Source organism: Micromonospora sp. ABR4_055, from assembly GCF_056160425.1.
On the sequence record NZ_JBSWXD010000118.1, the window covers coordinates 1 to 21,409 of the forward strand.

A 21,409-nucleotide genomic window follows, 5' to 3' on the forward strand; every position below is an offset into this window, starting at 1 on the left:
CCGAGGGCGGTGGTGCGCAGGCTGGTACGCAGGGTACGGGTGATGATCGTGGTCATGGGGGTCCACCTTCCGTTTGCCGAGGGGGCACACCACACCTGTCACGGGCGGGTGCGCGGTAAACGGTCGTCCGGGTGGTACGGGATGTCAGACGTGCGACGTCGGCTCGCGGGCGGCTCCGGCACGCCCCGAATGGGGGGTGCGGGTGCGCTGCCGCGCGCCGTGACCATGTACAACCACGCCGACCCGTCGACGATTCCCGACCGGGCCCACCCGCCGGGCCGCCTGGCCGGGGCCTGGCGGCTGCGGGCCGGAGTGCGTGGCGCGACCATGCACAACGACGATGCCCGGCGGATCATTCCGCGCCGGTCTGAGAGCCGTCGTACAGCCCCGCTGAGGGTTGGTCGACCTGGGCGAGGCTGATGCCACAGGTACATCTTGATGCACCTGTGGCATCAGCCTCGGATTCAGGCCCAGGGGTCGAAGGGGATACCTGCCGGTTTCGACCTGCTCAAAAGGTTACGGAACCGGTCGTCCCGATCAGTGATCTTGATGCTGGCGGAGCCGAAGTCGGCCGTCATCAACCGGTCCCGCAGCGCCGTGCCGGGCCAGCCGTTCCAGTCGACGACCGGCGGGTACCGCCAGGTACCGTAGTGGTTCTCCGGCGGGTCGTCGTTGCTGTTCGCCAGCCGGAAGTTGTGCGAGCCGAAGGCGCCTTCCTTGTGGTACACGATCTTCGGATGTGTGCCGTCGAACCGCACCGAGGACCGCGGATAGGTCTGCACTTCGCCGTGCACCGTCCGGGACACGTAGTCGACCCGGTCCGACGCCTGGTTCACCCAGGAGACGACGTGCTCCCAGTCGTGCCGGTGACCGCAGCAGCCCTGCAGGACCTGGTCCTTCTCGAAGTAACTCGCGTACACGATGGCGCACCAGCCGTTGTTGCACTTCGACCTGGCGTACGTCTGGGTCCGGTCGAGGTCCGACTGGTCGCGGCAGTTTCCGTTGACCGCCCCGGTGGTGTTCAGGCCGCCGTTGAGGGTGCCGTCGGGGGCGATCGCCGCTACCGGATAGCACCCGTCGCCGTCGTAGTCGTACGCCGGCGAGAACGTCAGCTCGTAACCGCCGGCGGACTGGGGCAGGTTGGGCAGGTTCGCGGCCCGCGCGGCCGCGGCTGGAGCGACCACCAGCACAGTGGACAGCGCTGCGGCTGCGATCCAGTTTCGGCCGTGGATCGCGGTACGGTTCGGGCTGGCGGATCGACGCAAGGCGACCTCCCTGATTGACCGAAGTGACCAGCGTATTGTGGTCAACGTCGATATCCAAGGAGTTGACTACCGATGGCCGTACGGTGCACAGCCGAGCGGTGGATCAGAGCCCGTGCGGCAGGGCCCGGTCGGTGTGGCCGAGGCTGAGATCGGGCGCGATGCGGTCCCGTACCAGTCTTTTCAGCTCGGGGATTCCTGGGAAGCCGCTCTCCCCGCGCGACCAGATCGTCTCACCGTCCAGCCTGACCTCGAACACTCCGCCGGTGCCCGGCACCAGCGCCACCTCACCGAGCCGCAGCGCGAATGTGGTGAGCAGCTCCTGAGCCGTCCATGCGGCGCGCAGCATCCAGCGGCACTGCGTGCAGTACTCGATCTCCAACCGTGGCTGTTTGGTAGTGGTCACCAACCGAGTATGCCTGCGCCGGGCACCGGGTCGACAAGGTCGGTGCCGGGCATGTCCGGCAGGGCGCCGTCGGGCGGGCCACCGTACCGGCAAATGCTCTTGCCGGTCTGGCAAACTGGGTGGCATGGACGACGACCTCGACCATGCCCTCGACTCGGTCGGCCCCCGGCTGCGGGCGCTGCGCAAACAGCGCGAGACGACCCTCGCCGAGTTGTCGGCAGTCACCGGCATCTCGGTTAGCACCCTGTCCCGGCTGGAATCCGGCACCCGCCGACCCACCCTGGAGCTGCTGCTACCCCTCGCTCGCGCCCACGGGGTCAGCCTGGACGAACTGGTCGACGCGCCGCCGACCGGCGACCCACGCATCCACCTGCGGCCGGTCAGCCGCTTCGGGATGACCGTTCTTCCGCTCAGCCAGCGGGCCGGCGGTATCCAGGCGTACAAGCTGATCATCCCGACACGCAGCCCACGCCGCGAGCCTGAGCTGAAGACCCACGAAGGCTACGAATGGCTGTACGTCCTCGACGGGCGGCTGCGTGTCCTGCTCGGTGAGCACGATCTGATCCTGGCTCCCGGCGAGGCGGCGGAGTTCGACACCAGGGTGCCGCACTGGTTCGGCGCGGTCGGTGATGAGCCGGTCGAGTTCCTCAGCCTCTTCGGCCAGCAGGGCGAACGCGCCCACCTGCGGGCCCGCCCCCGGGAGCGAGCGCGGGATCGGGAGCGGACTGGGGAACGGGCCAGGGAGGGTGGCAGGCCCTGAACCGCGTACGCACCTGGGAACGCTCGGCCGGCTGCTGCTTGCCCGCCGCCGACCCGACCCGGTGGTACCCGTCACCGAGTAAGACATCAGCTCGCGTACGCGCCGAGCAGTTGCAGCCGTTCAGCGTCGGCGCTGCCCGGCGCGGCGGTGTAGACGATCAGGATCGGGCCGGAGCGTCCTGGCGGGGTGAAGGCGTCCCAGTCCAGCCGCAGGTCACCGACCAGTGGATGCGGGAACGTCTTGCTGCCGCTGACCGACTCACGCACCTCGTGGCGGGCCCAGAGCTGGCGGAACTCCTCGCTGCGGATGCTGAGCGTGCCGACGATCTCCCGGGCGCGTGGGTGCTCCGGGTCAGCGGCGACCGCCGCCCGCAGGAAGCCCAGATAGTCCAGCACCGTCTCCTCCCAGCCGGGACAGCGGCCGTGCGCCTGCGCATGGTCGAACATGTCGATCAGCGCGTTGGCCGGCCCGATACCCGGGTAGAGGGCGGCAGCCATGGCGTTCCAGGCCAGCAGGTCCAGGTGCCGGCTGACCACCACGGCCGGGGTGTGCAGGCTGTGCAGCAGCCGGCAAGTGCTCTCCGGAACGGTCTCGCGGGCACGCCGTCGTGGTTTCGGTGGCTGCTGTGCCCGGCGGGCCAGGGCGCGCAGGTGGCGGGTCTCCTCGGCGTTGAGCGCGAGCGCGCGGGCGATGCCGGTCAGTACGTCGTCGGAGGGGCGCACGTCGCGGCCCTGCTCCAGCCGCTGGTAGTAGTCGGTGCTCACCCCGGCGAGCAGCGCCAGCTCCTCACGGCGCAGGCCGGCGACCCGCCGACGCGGGCCGGGTGCCAGCCCGATCTCCTCGGGCCGCAGCCGGGAGCGGCGGTTTCGGAGGAAGTCGGCCAGCTCGCGGGCGTAGACCGTGCTCGTCACACTGTCGAGTGTGCCGGTCGACGCACCCCGCAGGGTAGGTCCCGTGGTCCCAGGTTGGCCAGGTCTCTCCGACGGTGCGTCCAGCTACCTAGCGTCGACGGTCATGCAGGACATGCGGAACTGGACCGAAGAGCAGATCCCCGACCAGCACGGTCGGCGCGCGGTGGTGACCGGCGCGAACTCCGGCGTGGGGCGGGTCACCGCGCTGGAGCTGGCCCGGCACGGGGCCGCCGTGGTGCTGGCGGTACGCAACGTGGCGGCCGGCGAGGAAGCGGCCGCCACGATCCGGCGCGAGGTGCCGGGTGCCGACGTCGAGGTACGCCGACTGGACCTGGCGTCACTCGCGTCGATCCGGGCCTTCGCCGCCGACCTCACCGGTGGCCTCGACCTGCTGGTCAACAACGCCGGGCTGGTGCTGACCGGCCCGCGACCGCCGCTGACCGTGGACGGGTTCGACCTGCAGATGGGCACCAACGCACTCGGGCCGTACGCGCTGACCGGGCTGCTGCTGGACCGGCTGACCGCCGGCAAGGAACCCAGGGTGGTCACCGTGTCGTCGATCGTCCACAGATGGCGCAATCTCGACCTGAATGACCTGACGTTGGAGCGGTCCTACAACGGAAACCGGGCGTACGCGTTGTCGAAGCTGGTCGGCACCATCCTCGGCCTGGAGCTGGACCGGCGGCTGCGAGCCACCGGGTCGCCGGTGGTCAGCGTGCTCGCCCACCCCGGCATGACCCGCACCAACCTCACCCCGCGCGCGATGGCCGACCGGGGCCGGCTGATGCGCGCCGCCAGCCGACTCATGTCACTGGTCGTCAGCCCGGTCGAGGCCGGGGCCCGACCCCAGCTGTACGCGGCAACCGCTCCCGGCGTACGGGGTGGGCAGTTCCTCGGGCCGCGCGGGTTCCAGGAGATCCGTGGCCCGGTCACCGAGGTGCGGGCCAGCCCCCAGGCCCGCGACCTGGGCAACGGCCGGCGGATGTGGGCCGAGGCGGCCCGGCTCACCGGCGTCGCGTACCTCTGACGCGGCCCGGCGCACCGGCGGTGCGCACGTTCGCGACGGCGCCGCCGGCCGGGACGCCGGTGCCGGCAGACGCAGCTCACCGCACGGGCCGGTCGGTCGACTCAGTCCAGGTCGAGCAGGTCCCTGATGTCGGCGGCGGACAGTTGCGCGGAGGCGAACTCGCCCCCGTCCAGCACGCTGCTGAACAGCTCGGCCTTGCGCTGCTTCAACGCCATGACCTTCTCTTCGATGGTGTCCTTGGCGACCATCCGGTAGACCATGACGTTCGACGTCTGACCGATCCGGTGGACGCGGTCGACGGCCTGGGCCTCGGTCGCCGGGTTCCACCACGGGTCGAGCAGGATGCAGTAGTCGGCCTCGGTCAGGTTGAGGCCGAACCCGCCCGCCTTGAGGCTGATCAGGAAGACGTCGGCGTCGCCACGCTTGAACTCGGCGATCACGGCGGCCCGGTTGGTCGTCGACCCGTCGAGGTAGCCGCACCGGACGCCGGCGCCGACGAGCCGGTCACGCGCCGCGCCGAGGAACCGGGTGAACTGACTGAACACCAGCGTACGGTGGCCTTCGGCGACCAGGTTGGTGATCTGGTCGGCCAGCACGTCCAGTTTGGTCGACGGAACACCCTCGTGTCTCGGGTCGACCAGGGCGACGTCGAGACTGGCCTGGCGCAGCAACGTCAACGACCGGAAGATCTCGAACCGGTTCTTCTCCAGGTCCCCGAGCAGGCCGAGGACCTTCTGCCGTTCCCGCTGCAGATAGGCCTGGTAGATCCGGCGATGTTTGCGGTCGAGGTCGAGCTCCAGCACCTGTTCCTGCTTTTCCGGCAGGTCGGCGGCGACGTCGGCCTTGCGGCGACGCAACATCAGCGGCCGGATGCGGCGGCGCAGCTGGGCGAGCCGGTCACCGTCGCGGTCCCGCTCGATCGGCCCGCGGTAGTAGTCGGTGAACCGGTCCAGCCGGGGGAACAACCCGGGGGCGGTGATCGAGCAGAGCGCCCAGAGTTCGAGCAGGTTGTTCTCCATCGGCGTACCGGTGATGGCCAGCTTGAACGGCGCGGTCAGCTGCTTGGCGCAGCGGTGGCTCTGCGACTGGTGGTTCTTGACGAACTGGGCCTCGTCGAGGATCAACCCGGCCCAGTCGAGCGCCTGGTAGTCGTCGAACTCCAGCCGCAGCAGCGTGTACGAGGTGACGACGATGTCTGCCCCGGTGGCCGCCTCGGCGAGAGCCACGCCGCGCCGTGCCGAGGTCTGGGTGACCGCCCGTACGGTCAGGTCCGGGGTGAACCGCGCGGCCTCGGCGACCCAGTTGTGGATGACGCTGGCGGGGGCGACGACGAGGAACGGTACGTCGGCGCGGGCGTGCCGGATCAGGGCCAGCGTCTGCAGGGTCTTACCGAGACCCATGTCATCGGCGAGGATGCCGCCGAGCTGGTGCTCCCGCAGGGCGGCGAGCCAGCGGAACCCGTCGAGCTGGTACGGGCGCAGCTCCGCCCGTACCTGCGAGGGAACCTGGTGGTCGACGGCGGCGCCGGCGGTGGCCAGCTCGCGGACCGCGCGCTGCCAGGCGGCGGCCTGGCCGGTGATCTCCCCCAGTTCGGCCAGTTCGGCCCAGAGGCCGGCCTGGAACCGGCCGACGCGCAGCACGCCCGGCGGCCGGTCCTCCAGTGCCCGCGATTCGTCGATCAGCTCGCGGAGCTGGGCGAACTCGGGGCGGTCGAGGCTGAAGTACGTGCCGCTGGGCAGGATGAGGTACTGCCGGTCCTGCGCCAGCGCGGTGAACAGCTGATCGAAGATGACCTGTTCGCCGCCGACGCTGACCTGCACTGACAGGTCGAACCAGTCGTGTTCGCCGGGATGGTCGGTGCCGGCGAACCGAATGACCGGCGTCTCGTCGGATTCCCGGTAGTCCGGTACAGGCTCCGCTGCCGATTCGACCACCTCGACGCCGTCGAGGTCGGCGAGCCGGGGCAGGACCTCGCTGAGGAACCGGATCATGGCGTCGCCGGTGAGCGTGGTCAGGGCGGCGAGTCGCGGGCCGTTCGGAGTCGACTCGATCGCCTCCGGTACCGCTTTGGCCGTCGCCTCGGTGACCTGGTCGACGACGGCGTCACGGGGGTCGGCGTGCCCACGTGAGTCGGCGTGCCCGCGCGGACCGGTGGCCCACAGCGGCTCGGTCTGCCGGTGCGCGCCGACCGCGCGGACCCACTGCCAGTGGATCGACAACGCCTGTCCCGGCATCGGTGTCATGGCCAGGGTCAGGGTGGGAGGCAGCACCGGTGGCAGGTGCACCGCCGGTCCGGCGGCGACGACCTCGACCTGCTTGAGCAGCTCCGGGTAGAACCGTTCGAGAAACCGTGCCTCGTCGGCCGCCGGGACGCGGATCGCGGGACCGGCCAGGGCCTTCGCCGCCGCCGCCGACACCGCGCCGGACAGGGGCGCCAGCCGCAGCACCCGGTCCCGGGGCTGCGGCTCGACGCCGCCGCGCTCGGCCCACCAGGCGATCCCGTGCGCCGGTCGGCCGACGAAGACAGAGAACTCGGCGGCGACGGGTACGCCGTCGGCCAGCAGCACCGGCTGCACGATCAACTCGTCGTCGGCGCGGTCGACCTGCACCGACAGCCGGGCCGGTTGCCGGCCGACGACCACCGGCCGGCCGTACTTGCCGGGCTGGACCAGCGGCAGCCCGGCGTCGTCGGCCTCGGCCAACAGGTCCCAGATCCGCCGGCTCGCGAACGCGTCCAGGAAGATCGTCGTCGGGTGGCTGTAGTAGCCGTACCGGTCCTCGTCCAACCTCGATAGCGTGAGGATCTCGCCGAGCAACTGGCGGTGCCGTTGGGATTCGGGCGACCGGCCATAGCCGGCATACTGCACGTTCGACCAGCTGATGCCGGAGCGGACCCAGCCGGTCTGGCCGGGTACGACCGGACGCAACGCGATGCGTCCGGCGGGCCCGCCGGCGCCGGCCGCGCCCGGTTTGACCAGCTCGAACTGCAGGCCGACGGTGGCCCGGGCCGGCGCGGCGGTGACGACCGGGGCGACGTCGGAGACCAGCGCCGACAGGCTCTTCTCCCAGTCCGCCGTCGGCGCGTCCGGTGCCTGCCGCTGCTGCGGGACCGTCGGCGCGGCACCGACGACGGCCTGCAGCACCAGCGCGTACGGGTGGCCGCAGGACCTCTCGCCGCAGGAGCAGGCACCGTCGACCGTGGCGACGAGGCCGTCGGGGTCGGTGGTGACCGCCGCCGTCACGGTGCCCCCGCGACCAGGGTCCAGTCGGCCCTGGGCGTGCCCGGTCGTCGGATCCCAGCGGGCGTCGGTCAACTCGCCGTCCGCGAGTTGCGCACGGGCGCGCAGGAACGCCCGTACGCCGACGATCTCGCACAGCGCCGCTTCTTCGACGGTGAGTTCCAGCTTCGCCACTGTTCGTCGTCTCCCGGATAGGCCGCGTCGCGACGTAGGTTAGCCGGGTGTCAGCGCAACGATTGATCGCCGGTCCCGGTGACGCGCCGTGACCCGTACCGATTCGGCAGCCCGGGTGATGTCCGCCCCGGTCGCGCGCGTCTACGCCGCCCTGGTCGACCCGGAGGCACTCGCCGCATGGCTGCCGCCGCAGGGGATGACCGGCCGGTTCGAACGGTTCGACGCCCGGCCCGGTGGCGGCTACCGGCTGGTCCTGACCTACGCCGACGCGACGACCGGACCGGGCAAGGCCACCGCCGACTCCGACATCGTCGAGGCCCGCTTCGTCGACCTCGTCCCGGGCGTACGGGTCGTGCAGGCCGTCGACTTCGTCGCCGACGATCCGGCGTACGCCGGCACGATGACCATGACCTGGGAGGTGTCGGCGGTCGACGGCGGCACCCGGGTGGACATCCGCGCCGACGACGTACCGGCCGGCATCAGCGCGGCGGACCACGCCGCCGGCCTCGCCTCCTCGCTGGCGAACCTCGCCACGTACGTCGAGCGGTAGCCTCCACCCACTGCGCCGGCCAACCGAGGCCGGTCACGCCCAATGGCCAGGAGACAGCAGTGGCGTCGCCTCGATCGGCTGCAGCCCGTCGTCCAAGCCACGGAGGCGCTGGTAGATGTCACGCATGGCGGCTCGGTCCGGAATGTGTTGCGTGCCGGCCGCCCGCTGCAGCACCGTCAGCGTGCTGACCAGTCGGATCGACCCGACTGGCTGACCGGCGGCATGGAGTTGTCGCAACCGACCGATTTCAGCGGCTGCGATCCGGGCTCCCGCTCCGTCGTCGATGAGCACGGACATCGCTGCGCCCGCTTCTGCTGCGACGACAGCGTGCGCCACCACCATGATTTCGCCCAGATCTTTCGGCTGTTGCATCCGTTTCTGCATCGGTTGCTGGGTCATCCGGCGTACGGCCACCGCAAGTTCTGGCGTTTCATCGTCAGACAGCACCTGGATCCACCGTGGCGTCAGTTTGCGCCACACACTGCCTGCCGTACGGAATCGTGGGTCCGCCCGCGCCTTGCGCAGCACCTCGTCCTGCACCGTCTCCGGGGCACTCAACGGCCCGAGGACACCGATGAGGAGCCGTTCCTTGTTGATCGACAGGAAGTTCAGACCAGGGCCTGCATCGATGATCGGCCGTGGGCTCATTGCTTCCCTGTCTCCGTGGCCCACTCCTCACCGTCGCCCGCGTCGCGGAGATAGTCGTCGAGCTCCGTCACATCGACTCCGACATCCGGCAGGTCCGCCGGATCAGCCCAGACCGTCTGCTGGGCCGCCGGTCCGATCCCAGCCTCGGCCAGTTCCGCTTCGGCTGCTTCGAGGGCGACGCCGCGCAGGTTGGCGATGACCTGGGCGGAGAGCACACCTGCCGCGTAGCCCTCGATTGCGCGGGACAGTAGTCGTTGTGGCGCCCGCCGTCGGTTCGAGTCAGCCTGCAGCGCGTTGTACTGGTCGATCCATCCGAAGCGGACAGCGAGTTGGGGGGTCGTCACTCCCATCCACTCCGCTTTCCTGCCCGCGTCGATGTATCCGGCCTGCTCCAAGGCGATGGCGGCGACGGCTGGAGACACCAGGTAGCGCTGGACGACGGCAGACAGCACGGACCGATCAGTCACCCGCAGGTCCGCGAGGAACTGCCGCAGACCGTCCAGCGGCAGCAGCAGGTGCCGGGCGAAAGCATCGGCCCGGACCTCGACCGGTGACCGCTGGCCGCAGCTGCCGGCACCGTCTGCCGCCCAGTCACCGAACTGCACGTGGCCGAGCTCGTGGGCGAGCGTGCTGCGCTGCCGCATCGGGTGCCGGGTCCGGGCGACGCCGATGAACACAGTGCCGTGGGCCGGGTCACACATGGTCAGACCGTGTTCGTCGGGTCCAGCGTCAAGGACCGCCACATCGACGCCGGTGGCCTGTTCAATGACTGCGACGAGATCACCCAGCGGCTGAATCCCGAGGTGGTGCTCCAGGCGGAAACGGCTGGCCGCCGCGCGTCCCTGTGCTTCAGGTGTCACGCCCGGAACCGATGTCGCTGACGGCCGGGATGGCATATTGGTGAAGATAGTCATCGAGTTCCAGAAACCCTAGTAGTGCCTGCCTCATCCCTTCCATGTCCGAACCACCGGTCGCCCTGGCCGCGAACTGGACGCGGTCCGCCACCGCCACCGCCCCGGTGAGTTGAGCGACGGTGTGTCCGGTGGCCCAGGCAATAGTGACGATCTCGGGCATCTTGGCCACCCGGTCGCCGGAGATGATGCGCGACAGGGTCGACTGCGAGACGCCTGAACGTTCGGCGAGAGCTCGCTGACTCAGACCAGCGGCGATCCGGGCACGCTCGATCCGGGCACCAGTACTCATTGCCGCCGCCCCTCCCGACTTGAATCACTTTCTCGTATGATGATTCAGTCTACCTCCCCCAGGGCCTTCTGTCTCGCACTGCCGGCGCCCAGCAGCCAGAGCCACCGCAACGACGCGGGCGCCTGGCTTGACCTCAAGTTCGATCGAAGTTGCAGACTGCGGAACATGGTGGACGGAGTGCTTGACGAGGCGTACGAACGGATTCTGGCGACCGGGCCGGAGCGCGACGGCTGGCTGTCTAACCACGCGCCGATGGCCGCCGAGGCGCTGGCCCGGCATGGGCGCGGCGACGTCGTCCACAAGTGGTTGGACGGGTACGCCGACCGACTCGAACCTCGACCCCGAGGTGTCAGCCCGATCGCGGCGCAGCAGTGGCGCGACCCGCTCGGTGACCCGGTCCGCACCGGCGACTGGCTCGACTACTTCGAGCGGGAGCTGGCCCTCGCCCCCTGGCGGGAGGTGCTGACCCGATGGTGGCCCCGGCTGCTGCCGGGGATCGCCGCCGGCGCCACGCACGGGGTGATCCGGGTCGGCCATGCCGTCCGGGCGCTGATCGACGCCGAAACCGCACCCCGGGTCGCCGAACTGGGCCACGGGCTCGCCTACTGGGCCGCCCGCTGGCAACCACTCGCCCCGCCCGGCAGGGGCGCCTACCCGACGTCGGACCCCCGGACAGCGCTCGACGCCGTACCGAGGGTGCCGGACCAGCGGTACGGTATCCGGGCGCGACTGGCACAGCTCGCCGATCTGCCCGACTGGCCCGCAACAGCAGGCGCGGTGCCCGACCTACCGGCCGCTTCGGGCGCGGAGCCGGGCAGCGCGGCCGGGTCGGCTCCCGACCGACTGGCGGCGATCGTCGCCGCCGCCGTCGCCCGGCACGCCACCCACGGGTACGCCAACCCGGTCATGCTGGTGCACGCGGCCACCGCGCCGAACGCCGTCCTGCGCGCCCTGCCAGCGCTGCCCGAACGGCTCTGGGAGCCGAGCCTCGCCGCGGCCTGGGCCGCGACAGCAGCGGTGACCGCTGCCTACTCCCCCGCCGAACCCCGGCCAGTGCCTGACCCGGCCGGCGACACCGTGAGCTGTACGGACTCAGTACACGACGCGGAGCAGGCAGCCGAGCTGTTCGAGGTCGCTGCCCGCACCACCGATCCGCACGCGATCAAGTTCGCGGACACCGCTCTGGACGTGTACGCCGCCACCGGTGACCCGACCACGCTCCGCAGAGCCCGACACTGCGTCCACCTGGTCGCGACCGACAGCTGACCCGCCAACCAAGTATCCAGGAGCATCACCAGGGCATGGCCATCTTGAGTCTGAACTACTCGGCTCGCCGACGATCGCCGGGCTGCAGCACGCAGTGGTGGGAGACTTGTGACAGCATCCGTAAGGAGGTGAGTCTGCCAATGAGCGTTGCCGCACTTGATCACCCCGAGCCGTGGACCGAGTCCGAGTACTTCGCGCTCGGGGAGACCCGAAACCGGATCGAGTTGATCGACGGAGGACTGTGGGTGAGCCCCGCACCGAACAGGCCATATCAGGACATCTCGTTCCTCCTCCTGACCGCGATCCGGCCGGCCGCGCGGTCGGCGGGTATGCGCGCGCACGAGGCGGTGAACGTACGACTGGCCGCCAACCGGATCGTGATCCCGGACCTGGTGGTGGCAAAGGTCGGGCGGCTCGGTGGCGTCGCCGACGCACACGAGGTCGTCCTGGCCGGCGAGATCACCTCGCCGAGCAGTGTCGCCACCGACCGCGTACAGAAGATGCAGTTCTACGCGGCCGCGCGAATCGGCTGGTACCTGCTCGTCGAGCCCGACATGGTCGAGTACGAATCACTCACGCTGCGGCTGTTCCGGCTGGAGGGCGAGCACTACGTCGAACATTCGGTCGCCGCAGACGGACAGCGGCTGACCTCCGACCTTCCGTTCCCGATCGACATCACGACCGACGCCCTGCTCGACTTCTAGCATCCTCGCGATTCTCGTCTCAACGGAACACCGGGGCGGCGCCGCGGTGACGCCGGAAGCAGTTTCCGGATGCCGCCGGCTGGAGACCAGCTCAGCTCCCGCCGGCTCGGGATGGAAACCTTCCTACCTGGAGTGACGGAGCTGGTCGTGGTGCCGATGGCAGTCGACATGGCGGCGACGATCCACAACCTGGTCCGCCGGGTGCTGACCCGGCGACCGCTCGCCGACGTGAGGTGACCGAGGTGGAGGGTGGTCGAGTTCAACCACCACCGCCGGGAATCGGGGCGCCGTCACCCACTCCCGGCCGGAGCTGTCGAGACCGAGGCGTCAACCGCGAGCTGAAACATCATCGAGTGATTGACAGATATAATTGTCTGGCGCAGCATGTCGGAGTGGGACACAGGCATTTTCTCGGCGTCGCGCTCGCCGTCGCGTTGGTGATCTCCGGGCCGGTGCCGGCACAGGCAAGCGCGCCGGTGACCCCGCCCGGTGCTCCACAAGCCGCCGGCACACAGTTCCTCTCCGCCACCACCGTCGACCTGGCGTGGATGCCGGCCGCCGCAGGGACCAACCCAATCGCGGCATATGAGGTCTACGCCCGCCGGCTGGGCTGGATCTACCCGGACGAATTGGTCGCCACCACGACCAGCTCGTGGGTCTTCGTGCCGATCGGAGGGTTGCGCCCGGCTACGAACTACGACCTGTTCGTACGCGCACGGGACACCAGTGGCCTCCGTGGGCCCGCCTCGGCCCCAGTGAACATCACGACCCTGCCGAGCGAGATCGTTCCCGGCCCGCCGGTGGCGACCGACGTCACCGCCACCACCGCCACGGTCTCCTGGCAACCACCGGCGGTCGCCGTCGAACGGATCGCCGGTTACGACCTGATCGTCCCACCCGCCACCCCGACCCAGCCGATCCAGATCCGGGCGAGGACCGACCCGTCGACGACCAGCGTCCAGCTCGTCGGGCTCAGGCCGGGCACGAGCTACGTTTTCCTCGTCGTCGTCCGATACACCGGCGGCACGCCGCGTTCGGCCCCGTCGGCACGGGGCGCCTTCACCACCGTCCCGTCGGTGCCGCCGTCCCCGCCGTCCGACCTGACCGTCACCGCGCTCAGCCCGACCTCTGCGACGGTGTCGTGGACGGCCTCGACGCCGGGCGACTTCCCGATCTCTCGGTACTACCCGTACGTCAACGGCGTCGGCCTCGGAATCCCGAACCCCGGGCCGGACGTACGGACCGTCACGTTCGCCGTTTCCCCAGGCGGGACATACGAGGTCTACGTACGGGCGGTCGACCAGGCTGGCATAACGTCCGCCCCCTCCGAAACAGTGACCTTCACCGCCCCCAGCCATGATCGAACATCACCCGGTCGTTGGTGATGTATCGAAGCTGAGGCAGATATCCGCAGGTGCGCCCGGTACTGACGGCGCCTCGGACCGGTGCCAGTGCGGTCCGACCGCGTCGGTCGCCACCCGCTGCCAGAACAGCTGTGCTCCAGGGTTGTACGCCTGGAAGGCGATCCGCCACCGGCCCGGCCATTCGGCAATGACCCGGCCGGCGGCCACACGTCCCACGCCGGTCCGCCGCAACGGCCGGACCACGAAGAAGTCATTGATCGAGGCGATCTGATCCACCCGGCCCGCCATGACGAATCCGCCAAGCCCTCCCGCCACTGTGATCAGCCACGCCCGAGTGTCCGGATCCGCGCCGGCCAGAAAGCGATCGAGACGGCGATTGTTGTAGGTGCCGTCCGCGTTCGGCAGGTGACGGTACGCTTCGGCGAGGTCGTACCGGTACAGCTGCCCCAGGTTGCCGAGCACCGCACGGTGCGACCGGTCGACCGGCGTCAGGCCGATCGGCGTCGACGGAAGCTCCGGCGGGTGCACGCCGGCCCCGGTGGTCAGCGTACGGCTGACGGGGTGTGGGCGACGAAGGCGGACCAGGCGGCCGGCGCGAAGGCCAACGTGCCACCGGCCCGGTCCTTCGAATCGCGCACCAGCACCCGGCCCGGCAGGTTGTCGGCGACCTCCACGCAGTCGCCGCCGTTCGAGCTGCTGCGGCTCGACTTGCGCCAGATCGGCTCACTCGTTTTCATCGATCATCCTCACGTTCAGATCGCGGTGCGGCCCCGGAGAGCTGGGCCCGGATCCGAGCCTGCCAGGCGCTGAACCGGTCACGCAATGCGGCCACATCGTTGGCGTCGAGCCCGTAGTCGATGAAGTCCTGGTCATCGAACCGTGCGATCGAGCCGAGCATCTGTGCGAAGAGCTGCTGGTCGAAGCCAGCATCTGCGGCTGTCGCAAGTGCGCAGAGCTCGTCATGGGTGTACCGGCCACGTGTTACGGCAGCGTCGATGTCGAGGAAGTCGCGTGCTGCCGCGCGGTTGTAGAGCGCGTCCATCTTGCCTGCCATCACATCGTCAGGGTGGAGCACCGGGCCGATCTGCATCTCAACGGGCGGTTGCGCGCGCCAGTTCGCGACAAGTTCGACGCGGTGCTGCTCGCCCGGGGCATCGCCGTGACTGATGTGCAGTCGAGCGAAAGTGTCCAGCCGAAGATCGACGGTGACGTTGAATCCTTCGGCTTCGTAGGCAGCGATGAGGACGTCAACAGCTTGGGGAAAGTCGGCGCGACGCTGCCAGTCGGAAAAGAGATCGACGTCTTCACTCGGCCGATCGAGGATCCCATGCGCTGCCACCGCATGGCCGCCGGCCAACGCGAAGCCGAAGGGTCCGCCCGCTCGCAGACCGATTTCAGCCAGTTGTCGATGGAGTGGGTGAGTCTCGTGCGGCACTACGCGGCGGCCTGCCGCGCATGCGCGAGAACCTGGTGCTTGGACTCCCACACCTGCCGGACCTGTGGAGGCAGGACCAGCGTAGGCCAGATGCGGACCAGCGTCGGGCCGTCCAGCCATTGAATAAGGTCATCCACTGTCGTCGCTTCGCGGAGCACTGTCTCGTACATGCTGGCGAGCCTGCGAGGGTTGGCCAGGTCGTACTGCGCCCGCCCCGACCAGTCCAGACTTCTACTCAACGTGACCTGCCCACTGACCGGGCCATGGAGATCGTCCAGGTTCTCGCTGACCACGTACGGACGCTGGTCGGCGTAACGCGACCCGCTTGGTGCGCCACGCCCCGCCCTGCCGAACTCGTCCACGTCCCAGTCCCCGATCCTGGCCAACACATCGTCAACTACCACGAATCATAACGACGGCGGGCTCGGCTCACCGCCAGCGCGCCGTCAGCCCACGCTGCCACACCAGCATTGTCCCGCCACCGGTCACTCGATGGTGTCCGACCGGCTCGCCCGCTGATGAGATGGGGGCGAGCCGGTCGGCTGAGCGCACATGCCCGAGGGCGGGTGGGGCGGCGTTGGGGGTGGGTCAGCGTACGGCTGACGGGGTGTGGGCGACGAAGGCGGACCAGGCAGCCGGCGCGAAGGCCAACGTGCCACCAGCCCGGTCCTTCGAATCCCGCACCAGCACCCGGCCCGGCAGATTGTCGGCGACCTCCACACAGTTGCCGCCGTTCGGGCTGCTGCGGCTCGACTTGCGCCAGATCGGCTCACTCGCGTTCATCGATCATCCTTAGCATCAGGTCGCGGCTCTGGCTGACGGTGAGCGCCAGTCCCGACACAGCATCCCACGACTGTTCCAGGTCGAGCACGTCCTGAGCCTCGGTGACGATCCGACCACCGAGATGGTCGTCGAGGTAGCCGATCCGCCGGGCGTTGGAGAGGCAGGCGACGACGAACGCGCCGGCCAGCCCGACGTGCATGCCGACGTCGGCGGGGAGCACCCGGATCTGCACATCCGAGCGGTGGCCGATGTCGACCAGGTGCTCCAACTGATCCTTCATGAAGGCACCGGTCACGCGCAGCGCCGCCTCGGCGATGATCGCGGTGAACTGGATGTCCTCGTCGCGGGCCAGCGTGGCCGACTGGCGTTCCAGTCGAACGGCGAGCGCCTCGTCGAGCCGCCGTCGGGTGCGGGTGCCGACGGCGAGGACGGCGCGGGCGTACGCCTCGGTCTGCAGCAGCCCCGGGATCACCAGCGGCTCGAACGAGCGCAGCACCAGCGCGCGGCGCTCACTTTCCAGCCAGGAGCGCAGCCACAGGGCCTGCGCGTCCTCCCGGGCGGTCCGGGACAGCCGCTGGATCTGGTCGCCAGTCTCGTAGATGCGGTCGAGGTCGACGGCGGTGTCCGGCAACCGGATCGACTTGCCGGTCTCGAACGCGCCGATCAGGGAATTGCTGACCCGGATGGCCTCACCCACCTGGGCCTGGGTCAGGTTGCGCTTGAGGCGCTCACTGCGCAACAGATCCTGAAGTTCGCTCATCTCCTGGCCTCCATTGGAATCCATTGGTACGCGCTGGAATGACTGACGCACGGCAATCGGTGGACTCAGTATTCCGTGTCGGGGTCGCACAGTCCAGGGTGGAAATCACCACAGGCGCTTCGACGACGGCAAGGGAGATCACGTGTTACGCAACGACGGGATCGGCGGCACACCCCGCCTCGCCCGCTACACCTCGATCGGCACCCCGCCCGGCGGGAAAAGGGATCATGATCCGACGCCGAATCGCCCGCCGCTGCCGGACAGCGTCCACCTGTCAGTGGATCATCCAGTGGTACGGCGAGCCCGGGAGATCGTCAGCACCCACCTGCCGAGTCGGCTCGCCGAATGCCGAGTGTGCAATTCCGCCGCGCTCTGCGAGCCGTTCACGAAGGCACTCGCGGTGCTGCGCCGGCACGATCCGGGAAAGGCCCGACGGGTGATGGCCGTACTCTATTTCGCCGGCCTGTGGCCTCCGATGACCCCCGACGACGAAGCCGATGGGCATGGGGATGGTGACGATGTCGCGTGACGAGTTGCTCCGTGTCGGCGACACGCTGCGCCTGGGCAAGGCCGACTGGGTGTACGCCGACCAGTCGATGATCGTCCGGGTCGCCGACATCCGCTACGGGCTCGACCAGGAGCAGTCGCAGGTCGTCGGGCTCATCGGCACCGTCGTCGCCGGTGGCCGGGACGGCCGGATGGTGGCGATCGCCGTCTACAAGAGCGCGCTGACCCGCCCCGGTGTCGTCGAGCGCCCCCGCCCCGTCAACGGCGCCGACCATTACAATGAGCCGCATGAGCGCTGAGGCCGTCGGCATGCACATGCCCGCCGTTGTCACGCTCGACGACGCGGCCGCAATGAACTCCGCCGATCCGAACGGCCACCGCTACGAGACCAGCCCTGAAGGGGTCCTGTCGGTTATGCCCCCACCCGACTCTGCGCACGCGATGACCGCGAGCCGCCTGTTCGCCTGGCTCATCATGGCGGGTTGGCCGGCAGAGCAGGTTCTTCAGGCGGCTGGGGTCCGGATCCCCGGGCCAGACGGCGACGGGGGCAGGATCCCGGACATCAGCGTCTGGCAAAAGCCTCCGCCCAGGAGCGTCTGGTCAGCGGTGGCAGACATCGTGCTCGTGATCGAGATCGTCTCGCCCGGTTCGGAAGGCATCGACGCGGTGACAAAAGTCCGCGAGTACGCCTCGGCGGGCATCCCCCAGTACTGGGTGGTCGACCGAGACGGCGCGCAGACCGTCACCCTGCACCGGCTCGCCGCGCACGGCACCTACCAGGAGAGCGCCAAGATGCCCCTGGCCTGGTTGCTGCAGACGTCCCCGGCCGACCATCTCGGCTGAAGGAAACGCGGGGTCAGCGGTCCATCATCCGCAGCGCCATGGTCGGCGCGTCGGCCATCACCGACGTCGGGTTCGACACGCCACCGGTGGCCCAGACCTTCGACCGGGCGATGTGCACCCCCGGGTAGAGCTCGACGACGTCGGTGGCCTGCAACGGCCGGGCCTGGCGTTTGATGGTGCGGCGTTCGTCGTCGTCGGGTGAGCCACCCGGCCGTACGCCGGTGCCGTTGGTGCTGACGTCCTGCACGACGAGGTCCCTGCCGTGCAGCTCGAACCGGACGTGGCTGCGGCTGATCCAGCGCCGCGCCTCCTCGGTGAGCCACTGGCCGAGCATGATGCCTTCGCCGCGCTCGGGTGCCCGGCCGACCACCATCGGGTGGTCGGCGGAGACGACGAACCGCTGCCGGACCATTCCGTCGATGCGGATCGACAGCACCTCGGCCGGTGGGCGGGCACCCGCCTCGGTGAGTCGTTCCCCGTGCCGGGGACAGGTCGGCTGGCCGGTACGCAGCGTCGGCGGCGGCTGCCCACCGGGGCGGCCGACCCGCATCCGGCCGAACAGCGCGCATTCCGGGTCGGGGCAGCTCCACAGTCGGGCCAGCAGTTGCGCACCGGCCGGCGACGGCTCGGCGGTCGCCGGTGTGTTGCCGCCGCCGGCGCGGGCGGTCAGCGCCGGGCCGCCGTGGCCGGGCAGCGGGGCGAGCAGCCGGCCAGGCTGACTGAGCCACTGGTAACGCCCGCGCATGCCGTCGAACCGGTGGCGGCTGAGCACCGGCAGGCCGAGCAGTTCGGCGACCTCCAGAAGCCGGTCGGCGGGGTCGGCGAGCACCTCCACCAGGCCGTCGTCGGACCACCGGCGGGCGACCATCCGCTCGTTGGAGGTCAGGTCGGCGTCGGAGAGCAGGCCGCGGTGCACGACCACGTACACCGGGACGTTCTCCTCGGCGACGCTGCGGCCGAGGGCGTCGATCAGCTGCCCGAGGCGCAGCATATTGGCCGGCCGACCGTTGTCGAAGTCGACGTACCGGACGACCTCGGCCAGGTCCACGACGGCACGTGCGGTCGCCGGGTCGGTGCTGAGTCGGCGCTCGATCGCGTCGAGTACCTTGCTGACCTCGAATCTCACCGTGTACCTCCCCCGGTCAGGAATCCCACCGCGTACCTCTCCCGGTCTGGAATGTCACCGTGTCCGCTCCCCCGTCAACCCTGCGCCGCGACGATCTCGTCGATGCGGCGGGCCAGCTCGATGTCCAGGGCGGTGGTGCCGCCGGCCGAGTGGGTGCGGCACCGGAAGGTCAGGGTCCGCCACCGGATGTCGATGTCCGGGTGGTGGTCCATCTCCTCGGCGGTGATCGCCACCCGGGTCACCACGGCGACCGCGTCGGGAAAGGTCGCCAACGAGACGGTACGGGCGATCGCCTCAGGGTCGCCCACCCAGTCCGTCAGCTCCGCGAGCGCGGCCTGCACCTGTGCGGTGTCCAGCACCTCTGCCATGCGGTGACCTTACCGTCTGTCTCGCCCAGCTGATCGGCACGCGGGTCGCGGCGAGTAGGTTTACCGCTCATCAGTCATTCCTGTTTGGGAAGGCATCAATGCCACAAACGAGGCAGACCACTGCAATTGTCGGTGGGCTTGTTGTTTCCCTCGCCCTCGCCGTCACCGGGTGCGGCCGGTCGGGCCCCGCCACCGACCCGGACCCGACGGCCACAGCCTCGGCCAGCTCGGCCGACGACCGGACCGAGGACCGGGGCGACGCCACGCAGGCGCTGGCCGCCGCGATCGGCAAGGCCCAGGAGCAGCCCGCCAGGGTGCGGTTCGTCATGTCCGGCCGGTCCGGCGAGACGACCGAGGCACACGCCGAGATCGACCCGGAGAACCAACGGATCAAGATCGAGTCCTACTTCCAGGAGGACGGGTCCACGGTGATGGTCACCATGATCCTGCTGGAACAGGACTTCTACCTGATGAACGGCAGCGGAGAGCGGGCCGGGGTCTGGTTCCACACCGATCGGGCGGACCTCCCGCCCGGGGGCACCTTCGACACGATGGCCAAGGGCGATCTGATCGGCGCGGCCGGTCTGATCGGCGGCGTCACCGCAGCCGAGTGGACCAGGGACAGCGTGATCGCCGGCACCGTCGACCTGACCAGATGGTCCTCTGTGGCCCTGCCCGACCTCGATGAACTCGGCGAACTCGGTGAGCTTGGTGACATGATCCGCGCCGTACCGTTCACCGCCGCCCTCGACCGCGAGCGCCGGCTCACCGACCTGTCCCTCGGCGACGAGCAGCAGATGCCCGAGGTGCCGACGATCTGGCTGCGCCTCGGTAACTTCGGCCGGGCCGAGACCATCGAGGCCCCCACCTACGGCGAGATCGTGCCGATGCCGGACGCGATGGTCGCCGCCCTCGCCGAGTGACCCGATCGGCACCGGGCCGCGCAATGATCGGCAGCGGTCCACCCCGGACCGGAGCCGACCGGTAGGCTGACGCGGCACCAGCCGGCGGACCGCCTACCGCAGTGGTACGGCGACGTCGAAGGCGCCACCGTCATGGCAATCTCCCGCCGGCTGTCATTCACGAGGGGACGGAACATCTTCATGCACATTCGACGGTTGACGCACGCCGGGATCGGCGTCGTCGCCGCGCTCTCGCTCGCGGTCTCCGGCTGCGGCGGCGCGGCTGACACCGACGCACCCGCCACCGACAGCAGCGCCGAGTCCGGTGCGGCCGACAACCGGGGTGACGCCACGGAGGCGATCGCCGCCGCCACCGCGAAGAGCACCGAGGAGAGCGCCCGGCTCACCATGAGCCTGGGCACCGAGGCCGACGGCGTACTGATGGAGGTCGTCGGCGACGTCGACCCGGCCGGCGAAAAGTCGAACATCGAGATCAACATGGGTGCCGACGGCGACACGGTGAGCATCGTCCTTCGCCAGCTCGGCACCGACATCTACATGCAGCTCGGCGGCACGGACATGGACGAGCTCGCCGACGTGTGGATGAAGTCGGACACGTCGAAGCTTCCTGCCGGTGCCGGCTTCAGCATGATGCCGACCGGTGACCCGGCCGAGATTATCGGCAGCGTCGCCGACGCCGAGTGGTCCACCGACACCGAGATCACCGGCACGATCGACATGACCAAGTCGCCGAGCGCCGACGAGGAGATGCTGGCGGATCTGGGGGACGCGGCCAAGGCGGTGCCTTTCATCGCGACGCTTGACGCCGAGGGCCGGCTGGTCGAGATGGTCATCGACCTGGAGAGCGTGTCGGCCACCTCCGGCACCATCACCATCGGGTACGCCAACTTCGGCGAGCCGGTGACCGTCGAGAAGCCGGACGGCGAGATCATCGACATGTCGGACGACATGCTGGACCTGTTCGACGTCTGAACCGACCGGCAGAGCAGTACGACCGGCAGAGCAGTACGACCGGCAGGTAGCGAGTCCGATCGACGGTGCGGGGGGGAACCCCCCAGGGGGCCCCCCACCCCTCCCCCCCCACCCCCCCTACCCCCCTCCCCCTTCCCCGTCCCCCCCCCCCCCCCCCACCCCACCCCCCCCCCCCCCT

At 69.7% G+C, this 21,409-nt stretch carries 27 protein-coding genes; 12 read left to right on the forward strand and 15 right to left on the reverse strand.

What is annotated here, in order from left to right:
- Nucleotides 1-464 precede the first annotated feature (464 nt).
- Both ACXAHD_RS23230 and ACXAHD_RS23235 read right to left on the reverse strand, forming a co-directional pair.
- Nucleotides 465-1,265: an NPP1 family protein gene (locus tag ACXAHD_RS23230; protein ID WP_281567411.1), complete on the reverse strand. Its 801-nt coding sequence runs from the start codon at nt 1,263-1,265 to the stop codon at nt 465-467.
- Between the two features lie 103 nt (nt 1,266-1,368).
- Nucleotides 1,369-1,668, reverse strand: a complete 300-nt coding sequence (locus ACXAHD_RS23235) for an Rdx family protein (protein ID WP_233605653.1) — start codon at nt 1,666-1,668, stop codon at nt 1,369-1,371.
- Nucleotides 1,669-1,792: 124 nt separating this feature from the next.
- Between ACXAHD_RS23235 and ACXAHD_RS23240 the strand changes: the two genes are divergently transcribed.
- Nucleotides 1,793-2,428 carry a helix-turn-helix domain-containing protein gene (locus ACXAHD_RS23240; RefSeq protein WP_281553548.1) on the forward strand — a complete coding sequence of 212 codons (636 nt, stop codon included), beginning with the start codon at nt 1,793-1,795 and terminating at the stop codon, nt 2,426-2,428.
- 86 nt (nt 2,429-2,514) lie between these two features.
- On the opposite strand, the gene ACXAHD_RS23245 is transcribed toward ACXAHD_RS23240, so the two are convergent.
- On the reverse strand, nt 2,515-3,339 hold the full coding sequence (locus tag ACXAHD_RS23245; RefSeq protein WP_281553547.1) for a helix-turn-helix domain-containing protein: 825 nt from the start codon (nt 3,337-3,339) through the stop codon (nt 2,515-2,517).
- Nucleotides 3,340-3,442: 103 nt separating this feature from the next.
- Here ACXAHD_RS23245 and ACXAHD_RS23250 point away from each other — a divergent pair, with 103 nt between their 5' ends.
- Nucleotides 3,443-4,366, forward strand: coding sequence for an oxidoreductase (locus tag ACXAHD_RS23250; RefSeq protein WP_475053173.1), 924 nt, complete (start codon nt 3,443-3,445; stop codon nt 4,364-4,366).
- Nucleotides 4,367-4,467: 101 nt separating this feature from the next.
- On the opposite strand, the gene ACXAHD_RS23255 is transcribed toward ACXAHD_RS23250, so the two are convergent.
- On the reverse strand, nt 4,468-7,779 hold the full coding sequence (locus ACXAHD_RS23255) for an SNF2-related protein (RefSeq protein ID WP_281553546.1): 3,312 nt from the start codon (nt 7,777-7,779) through the stop codon (nt 4,468-4,470).
- Between the two features lie 88 nt (nt 7,780-7,867).
- On the opposite strand from ACXAHD_RS23255, the gene ACXAHD_RS23260 reads away from it, so the two are divergent.
- On the forward strand, nt 7,868-8,329 hold the full coding sequence (locus ACXAHD_RS23260) for an SRPBCC family protein (protein ID WP_281553545.1): 462 nt from the start codon (nt 7,868-7,870) through the stop codon (nt 8,327-8,329).
- Between the two features lie 33 nt (nt 8,330-8,362).
- Here the strand turns inward: ACXAHD_RS23260 and ACXAHD_RS23265 are convergent, their stop codons facing one another.
- The 3 genes from ACXAHD_RS23265 to ACXAHD_RS23275 are packed head-to-tail and all read right to left on the reverse strand — an operon-like array spanning nt 8,363 to nt 10,180.
- Entirely contained in the window at nt 8,363-8,977 is a 615-nt protein-coding gene (locus ACXAHD_RS23265; protein WP_281553544.1) for a PIN domain-containing protein, read from the reverse strand.
- Nucleotides 8,974-9,837 (reverse strand): ImmA/IrrE family metallo-endopeptidase, encoded by an 864-nt coding sequence (locus tag ACXAHD_RS23270; RefSeq protein ID WP_281553543.1) that lies wholly within the window; start codon nt 9,835-9,837, stop codon nt 8,974-8,976. The genes ACXAHD_RS23265 and ACXAHD_RS23270 overlap by 4 nt, the downstream gene beginning before the upstream one ends.
- Complete coding sequence (locus ACXAHD_RS23275) at nt 9,827-10,180, reverse strand: helix-turn-helix domain-containing protein (protein ID WP_278174377.1); 354 nt, start codon at nt 10,178-10,180, stop codon at nt 9,827-9,829. The genes ACXAHD_RS23270 and ACXAHD_RS23275 overlap by 11 nt, the downstream gene beginning before the upstream one ends.
- Before the next feature lie 165 nt (nt 10,181-10,345).
- Here ACXAHD_RS23275 and ACXAHD_RS23280 point away from each other — a divergent pair, with 165 nt between their 5' ends.
- From ACXAHD_RS23280 to ACXAHD_RS23295, 4 genes are all read left to right on the forward strand, one after another.
- Entirely contained in the window at nt 10,346-11,446 is a 1,101-nt protein-coding gene (locus ACXAHD_RS23280; RefSeq protein WP_281553542.1) for a questin oxidase family protein, read from the forward strand.
- 140 nt (nt 11,447-11,586) lie between these two features.
- Nucleotides 11,587-12,150 (forward strand): Uma2 family endonuclease, encoded by a 564-nt coding sequence (locus tag ACXAHD_RS23285; protein WP_281553541.1) that lies wholly within the window; start codon nt 11,587-11,589, stop codon nt 12,148-12,150.
- A gap of 69 nt (nt 12,151-12,219) precedes the next feature.
- Nucleotides 12,220-12,387 carry a hypothetical protein gene (locus tag ACXAHD_RS23290; RefSeq protein ID WP_281553540.1) on the forward strand — a complete coding sequence of 56 codons (168 nt, stop codon included), beginning with the start codon at nt 12,220-12,222 and terminating at the stop codon, nt 12,385-12,387.
- 155 nt (nt 12,388-12,542) lie between these two features.
- Nucleotides 12,543-13,535, forward strand: coding sequence for a fibronectin type III domain-containing protein (locus ACXAHD_RS23295; RefSeq protein ID WP_289212304.1), 993 nt, complete (start codon nt 12,543-12,545; stop codon nt 13,533-13,535).
- On the opposite strand, the gene ACXAHD_RS23300 is transcribed toward ACXAHD_RS23295, so the two are convergent.
- The 6 genes from ACXAHD_RS23300 to ACXAHD_RS23325 form a co-directional block, all read right to left on the reverse strand.
- Nucleotides 13,518-14,042 (reverse strand): hypothetical protein, encoded by a 525-nt coding sequence (locus tag ACXAHD_RS23300; protein ID WP_281553538.1) that lies wholly within the window; start codon nt 14,040-14,042, stop codon nt 13,518-13,520. The two genes, ACXAHD_RS23295 and ACXAHD_RS23300, sit on opposite strands and share 18 nt — an antisense overlap.
- 14 nt (nt 14,043-14,056) lie before the next feature.
- The gene (locus ACXAHD_RS23305) at nt 14,057-14,251 is read right to left on the reverse strand and encodes a DUF397 domain-containing protein (protein ID WP_281553537.1); all 195 of its coding nucleotides are present in this window, start codon (nt 14,249-14,251) and stop codon (nt 14,057-14,059) included.
- Nucleotides 14,248-14,949, reverse strand: coding sequence for a nucleotidyl transferase AbiEii/AbiGii toxin family protein (locus tag ACXAHD_RS23310; RefSeq protein WP_281553536.1), 702 nt, complete (start codon nt 14,947-14,949; stop codon nt 14,248-14,250). The genes ACXAHD_RS23305 and ACXAHD_RS23310 overlap by 4 nt, the downstream gene beginning before the upstream one ends.
- A complete protein-coding gene (locus tag ACXAHD_RS23315) occupies nt 14,949-15,353 on the reverse strand; it encodes a hypothetical protein (RefSeq protein WP_281553535.1) in 405 nt (134 codons plus the stop codon). The genes ACXAHD_RS23310 and ACXAHD_RS23315 overlap by 1 nt, the downstream gene beginning before the upstream one ends.
- A gap of 184 nt (nt 15,354-15,537) precedes the next feature.
- Nucleotides 15,538-15,732, reverse strand: coding sequence for a DUF397 domain-containing protein (locus tag ACXAHD_RS23320; RefSeq protein WP_278167365.1), 195 nt, complete (start codon nt 15,730-15,732; stop codon nt 15,538-15,540).
- Nucleotides 15,719-16,492, reverse strand: coding sequence for a helix-turn-helix domain-containing protein (locus ACXAHD_RS23325; protein ID WP_281553534.1), 774 nt, complete (start codon nt 16,490-16,492; stop codon nt 15,719-15,721). Before ACXAHD_RS23325 ends, ACXAHD_RS23320 begins: the two co-directional genes overlap by 14 nt.
- 142 nt (nt 16,493-16,634) lie before the next feature.
- Between ACXAHD_RS23325 and ACXAHD_RS23330 the strand changes: the two genes are divergently transcribed.
- Genes ACXAHD_RS23330 through ACXAHD_RS23340 form a run of 3 tightly spaced genes read left to right on the forward strand, consistent with a single transcriptional unit; the run spans nt 16,635 to nt 17,842 of the window.
- Nucleotides 16,635-17,021, forward strand: a complete 387-nt coding sequence (locus tag ACXAHD_RS23330; RefSeq protein WP_475053176.1) for a hypothetical protein — start codon at nt 16,635-16,637, stop codon at nt 17,019-17,021.
- A complete protein-coding gene (locus ACXAHD_RS23335) occupies nt 17,011-17,298 on the forward strand; it encodes a hypothetical protein (RefSeq protein ID WP_475053177.1) in 288 nt (95 codons plus the stop codon). The genes ACXAHD_RS23330 and ACXAHD_RS23335 overlap by 11 nt, the downstream gene beginning before the upstream one ends.
- Nucleotides 17,288-17,842 (forward strand): Uma2 family endonuclease, encoded by a 555-nt coding sequence (locus ACXAHD_RS23340; RefSeq protein ID WP_282234135.1) that lies wholly within the window; start codon nt 17,288-17,290, stop codon nt 17,840-17,842. The genes ACXAHD_RS23335 and ACXAHD_RS23340 overlap by 11 nt, the downstream gene beginning before the upstream one ends.
- Nucleotides 17,843-17,855: 13 nt before the next feature.
- On the opposite strand, the gene ACXAHD_RS23345 is transcribed toward ACXAHD_RS23340, so the two are convergent.
- Together ACXAHD_RS23345 and ACXAHD_RS23350 are read right to left on the reverse strand one after the other, a co-directional pair.
- On the reverse strand, nt 17,856-18,968 hold the full coding sequence (locus tag ACXAHD_RS23345; protein ID WP_289212299.1) for an FHA domain-containing protein: 1,113 nt from the start codon (nt 18,966-18,968) through the stop codon (nt 17,856-17,858).
- Nucleotides 18,969-19,042: 74 nt separating this feature from the next.
- Nucleotides 19,043-19,336: a 4a-hydroxytetrahydrobiopterin dehydratase gene (locus ACXAHD_RS23350; protein ID WP_278167350.1), complete on the reverse strand. Its 294-nt coding sequence runs from the start codon at nt 19,334-19,336 to the stop codon at nt 19,043-19,045.
- A gap of 98 nt (nt 19,337-19,434) precedes the next feature.
- Here ACXAHD_RS23350 and ACXAHD_RS23355 point away from each other — a divergent pair, with 98 nt between their 5' ends.
- Together ACXAHD_RS23355 and ACXAHD_RS23360 are read left to right on the forward strand one after the other, a co-directional pair.
- Complete coding sequence (locus ACXAHD_RS23355) at nt 19,435-20,259, forward strand: hypothetical protein (protein WP_475053179.1); 825 nt, start codon at nt 19,435-19,437, stop codon at nt 20,257-20,259.
- 180 nt (nt 20,260-20,439) lie between these two features.
- Nucleotides 20,440-21,231, forward strand: a complete 792-nt coding sequence (locus tag ACXAHD_RS23360) for a hypothetical protein (protein ID WP_289212297.1) — start codon at nt 20,440-20,442, stop codon at nt 21,229-21,231.
- Nucleotides 21,232-21,409 lie beyond the last annotated feature (178 nt).

Bases quoted from the DNA above. Each gene is read 5' to 3' on its own strand.
- ACXAHD_RS23240 (WP_281553548.1), top strand. From the start codon at position 1,793: ATGGACGACGACCTCGACCATGCCCTCGACTCGGTCGGCCCCCGGCTG.
- ACXAHD_RS23250 (WP_475053173.1), top strand. From the start codon at position 3,443: ATGCAGGACATGCGGAACTGGACCGAAGAGCAGATCCCCGACCAGCAC.
- ACXAHD_RS23265 (WP_281553544.1), bottom strand. From the start codon at position 8,977: ATGAGCCCACGGCCGATCATCGATGCAGGCCCTGGTCTGAACTTCCTG.
- ACXAHD_RS23275 (WP_278174377.1), bottom strand. From the start codon at position 10,180: ATGAGTACTGGTGCCCGGATCGAGCGTGCCCGGATCGCCGCTGGTCTG.
- ACXAHD_RS23280 (WP_281553542.1), top strand. From the start codon at position 10,346: ATGGTGGACGGAGTGCTTGACGAGGCGTACGAACGGATTCTGGCGACC.
- ACXAHD_RS23285 (WP_281553541.1), top strand. From the start codon at position 11,587: ATGAGCGTTGCCGCACTTGATCACCCCGAGCCGTGGACCGAGTCCGAG.
- ACXAHD_RS23290 (WP_281553540.1), top strand. From the start codon at position 12,220: ATGCCGCCGGCTGGAGACCAGCTCAGCTCCCGCCGGCTCGGGATGGAA.
- ACXAHD_RS23305 (WP_281553537.1), bottom strand. From the start codon at position 14,251: ATGAAAACGAGTGAGCCGATCTGGCGCAAGTCGAGCCGCAGCAGCTCG.
- ACXAHD_RS23320 (WP_278167365.1), bottom strand. From the start codon at position 15,732: ATGAACGCGAGTGAGCCGATCTGGCGCAAGTCGAGCCGCAGCAGCCCG.
- ACXAHD_RS23325 (WP_281553534.1), bottom strand. From the start codon at position 16,492: ATGAGCGAACTTCAGGATCTGTTGCGCAGTGAGCGCCTCAAGCGCAAC.
- ACXAHD_RS23335 (WP_475053177.1), top strand. From the start codon at position 17,011: ATGTCGCGTGACGAGTTGCTCCGTGTCGGCGACACGCTGCGCCTGGGC.
- ACXAHD_RS23340 (WP_282234135.1), top strand. From the start codon at position 17,288: ATGAGCGCTGAGGCCGTCGGCATGCACATGCCCGCCGTTGTCACGCTC.
- ACXAHD_RS23350 (WP_278167350.1), bottom strand. From the start codon at position 19,336: ATGGCAGAGGTGCTGGACACCGCACAGGTGCAGGCCGCGCTCGCGGAG.
- ACXAHD_RS23355 (WP_475053179.1), top strand. From the start codon at position 19,435: ATGCCACAAACGAGGCAGACCACTGCAATTGTCGGTGGGCTTGTTGTT.
- ACXAHD_RS23360 (WP_289212297.1), top strand. From the start codon at position 20,440: ATGCACATTCGACGGTTGACGCACGCCGGGATCGGCGTCGTCGCCGCG.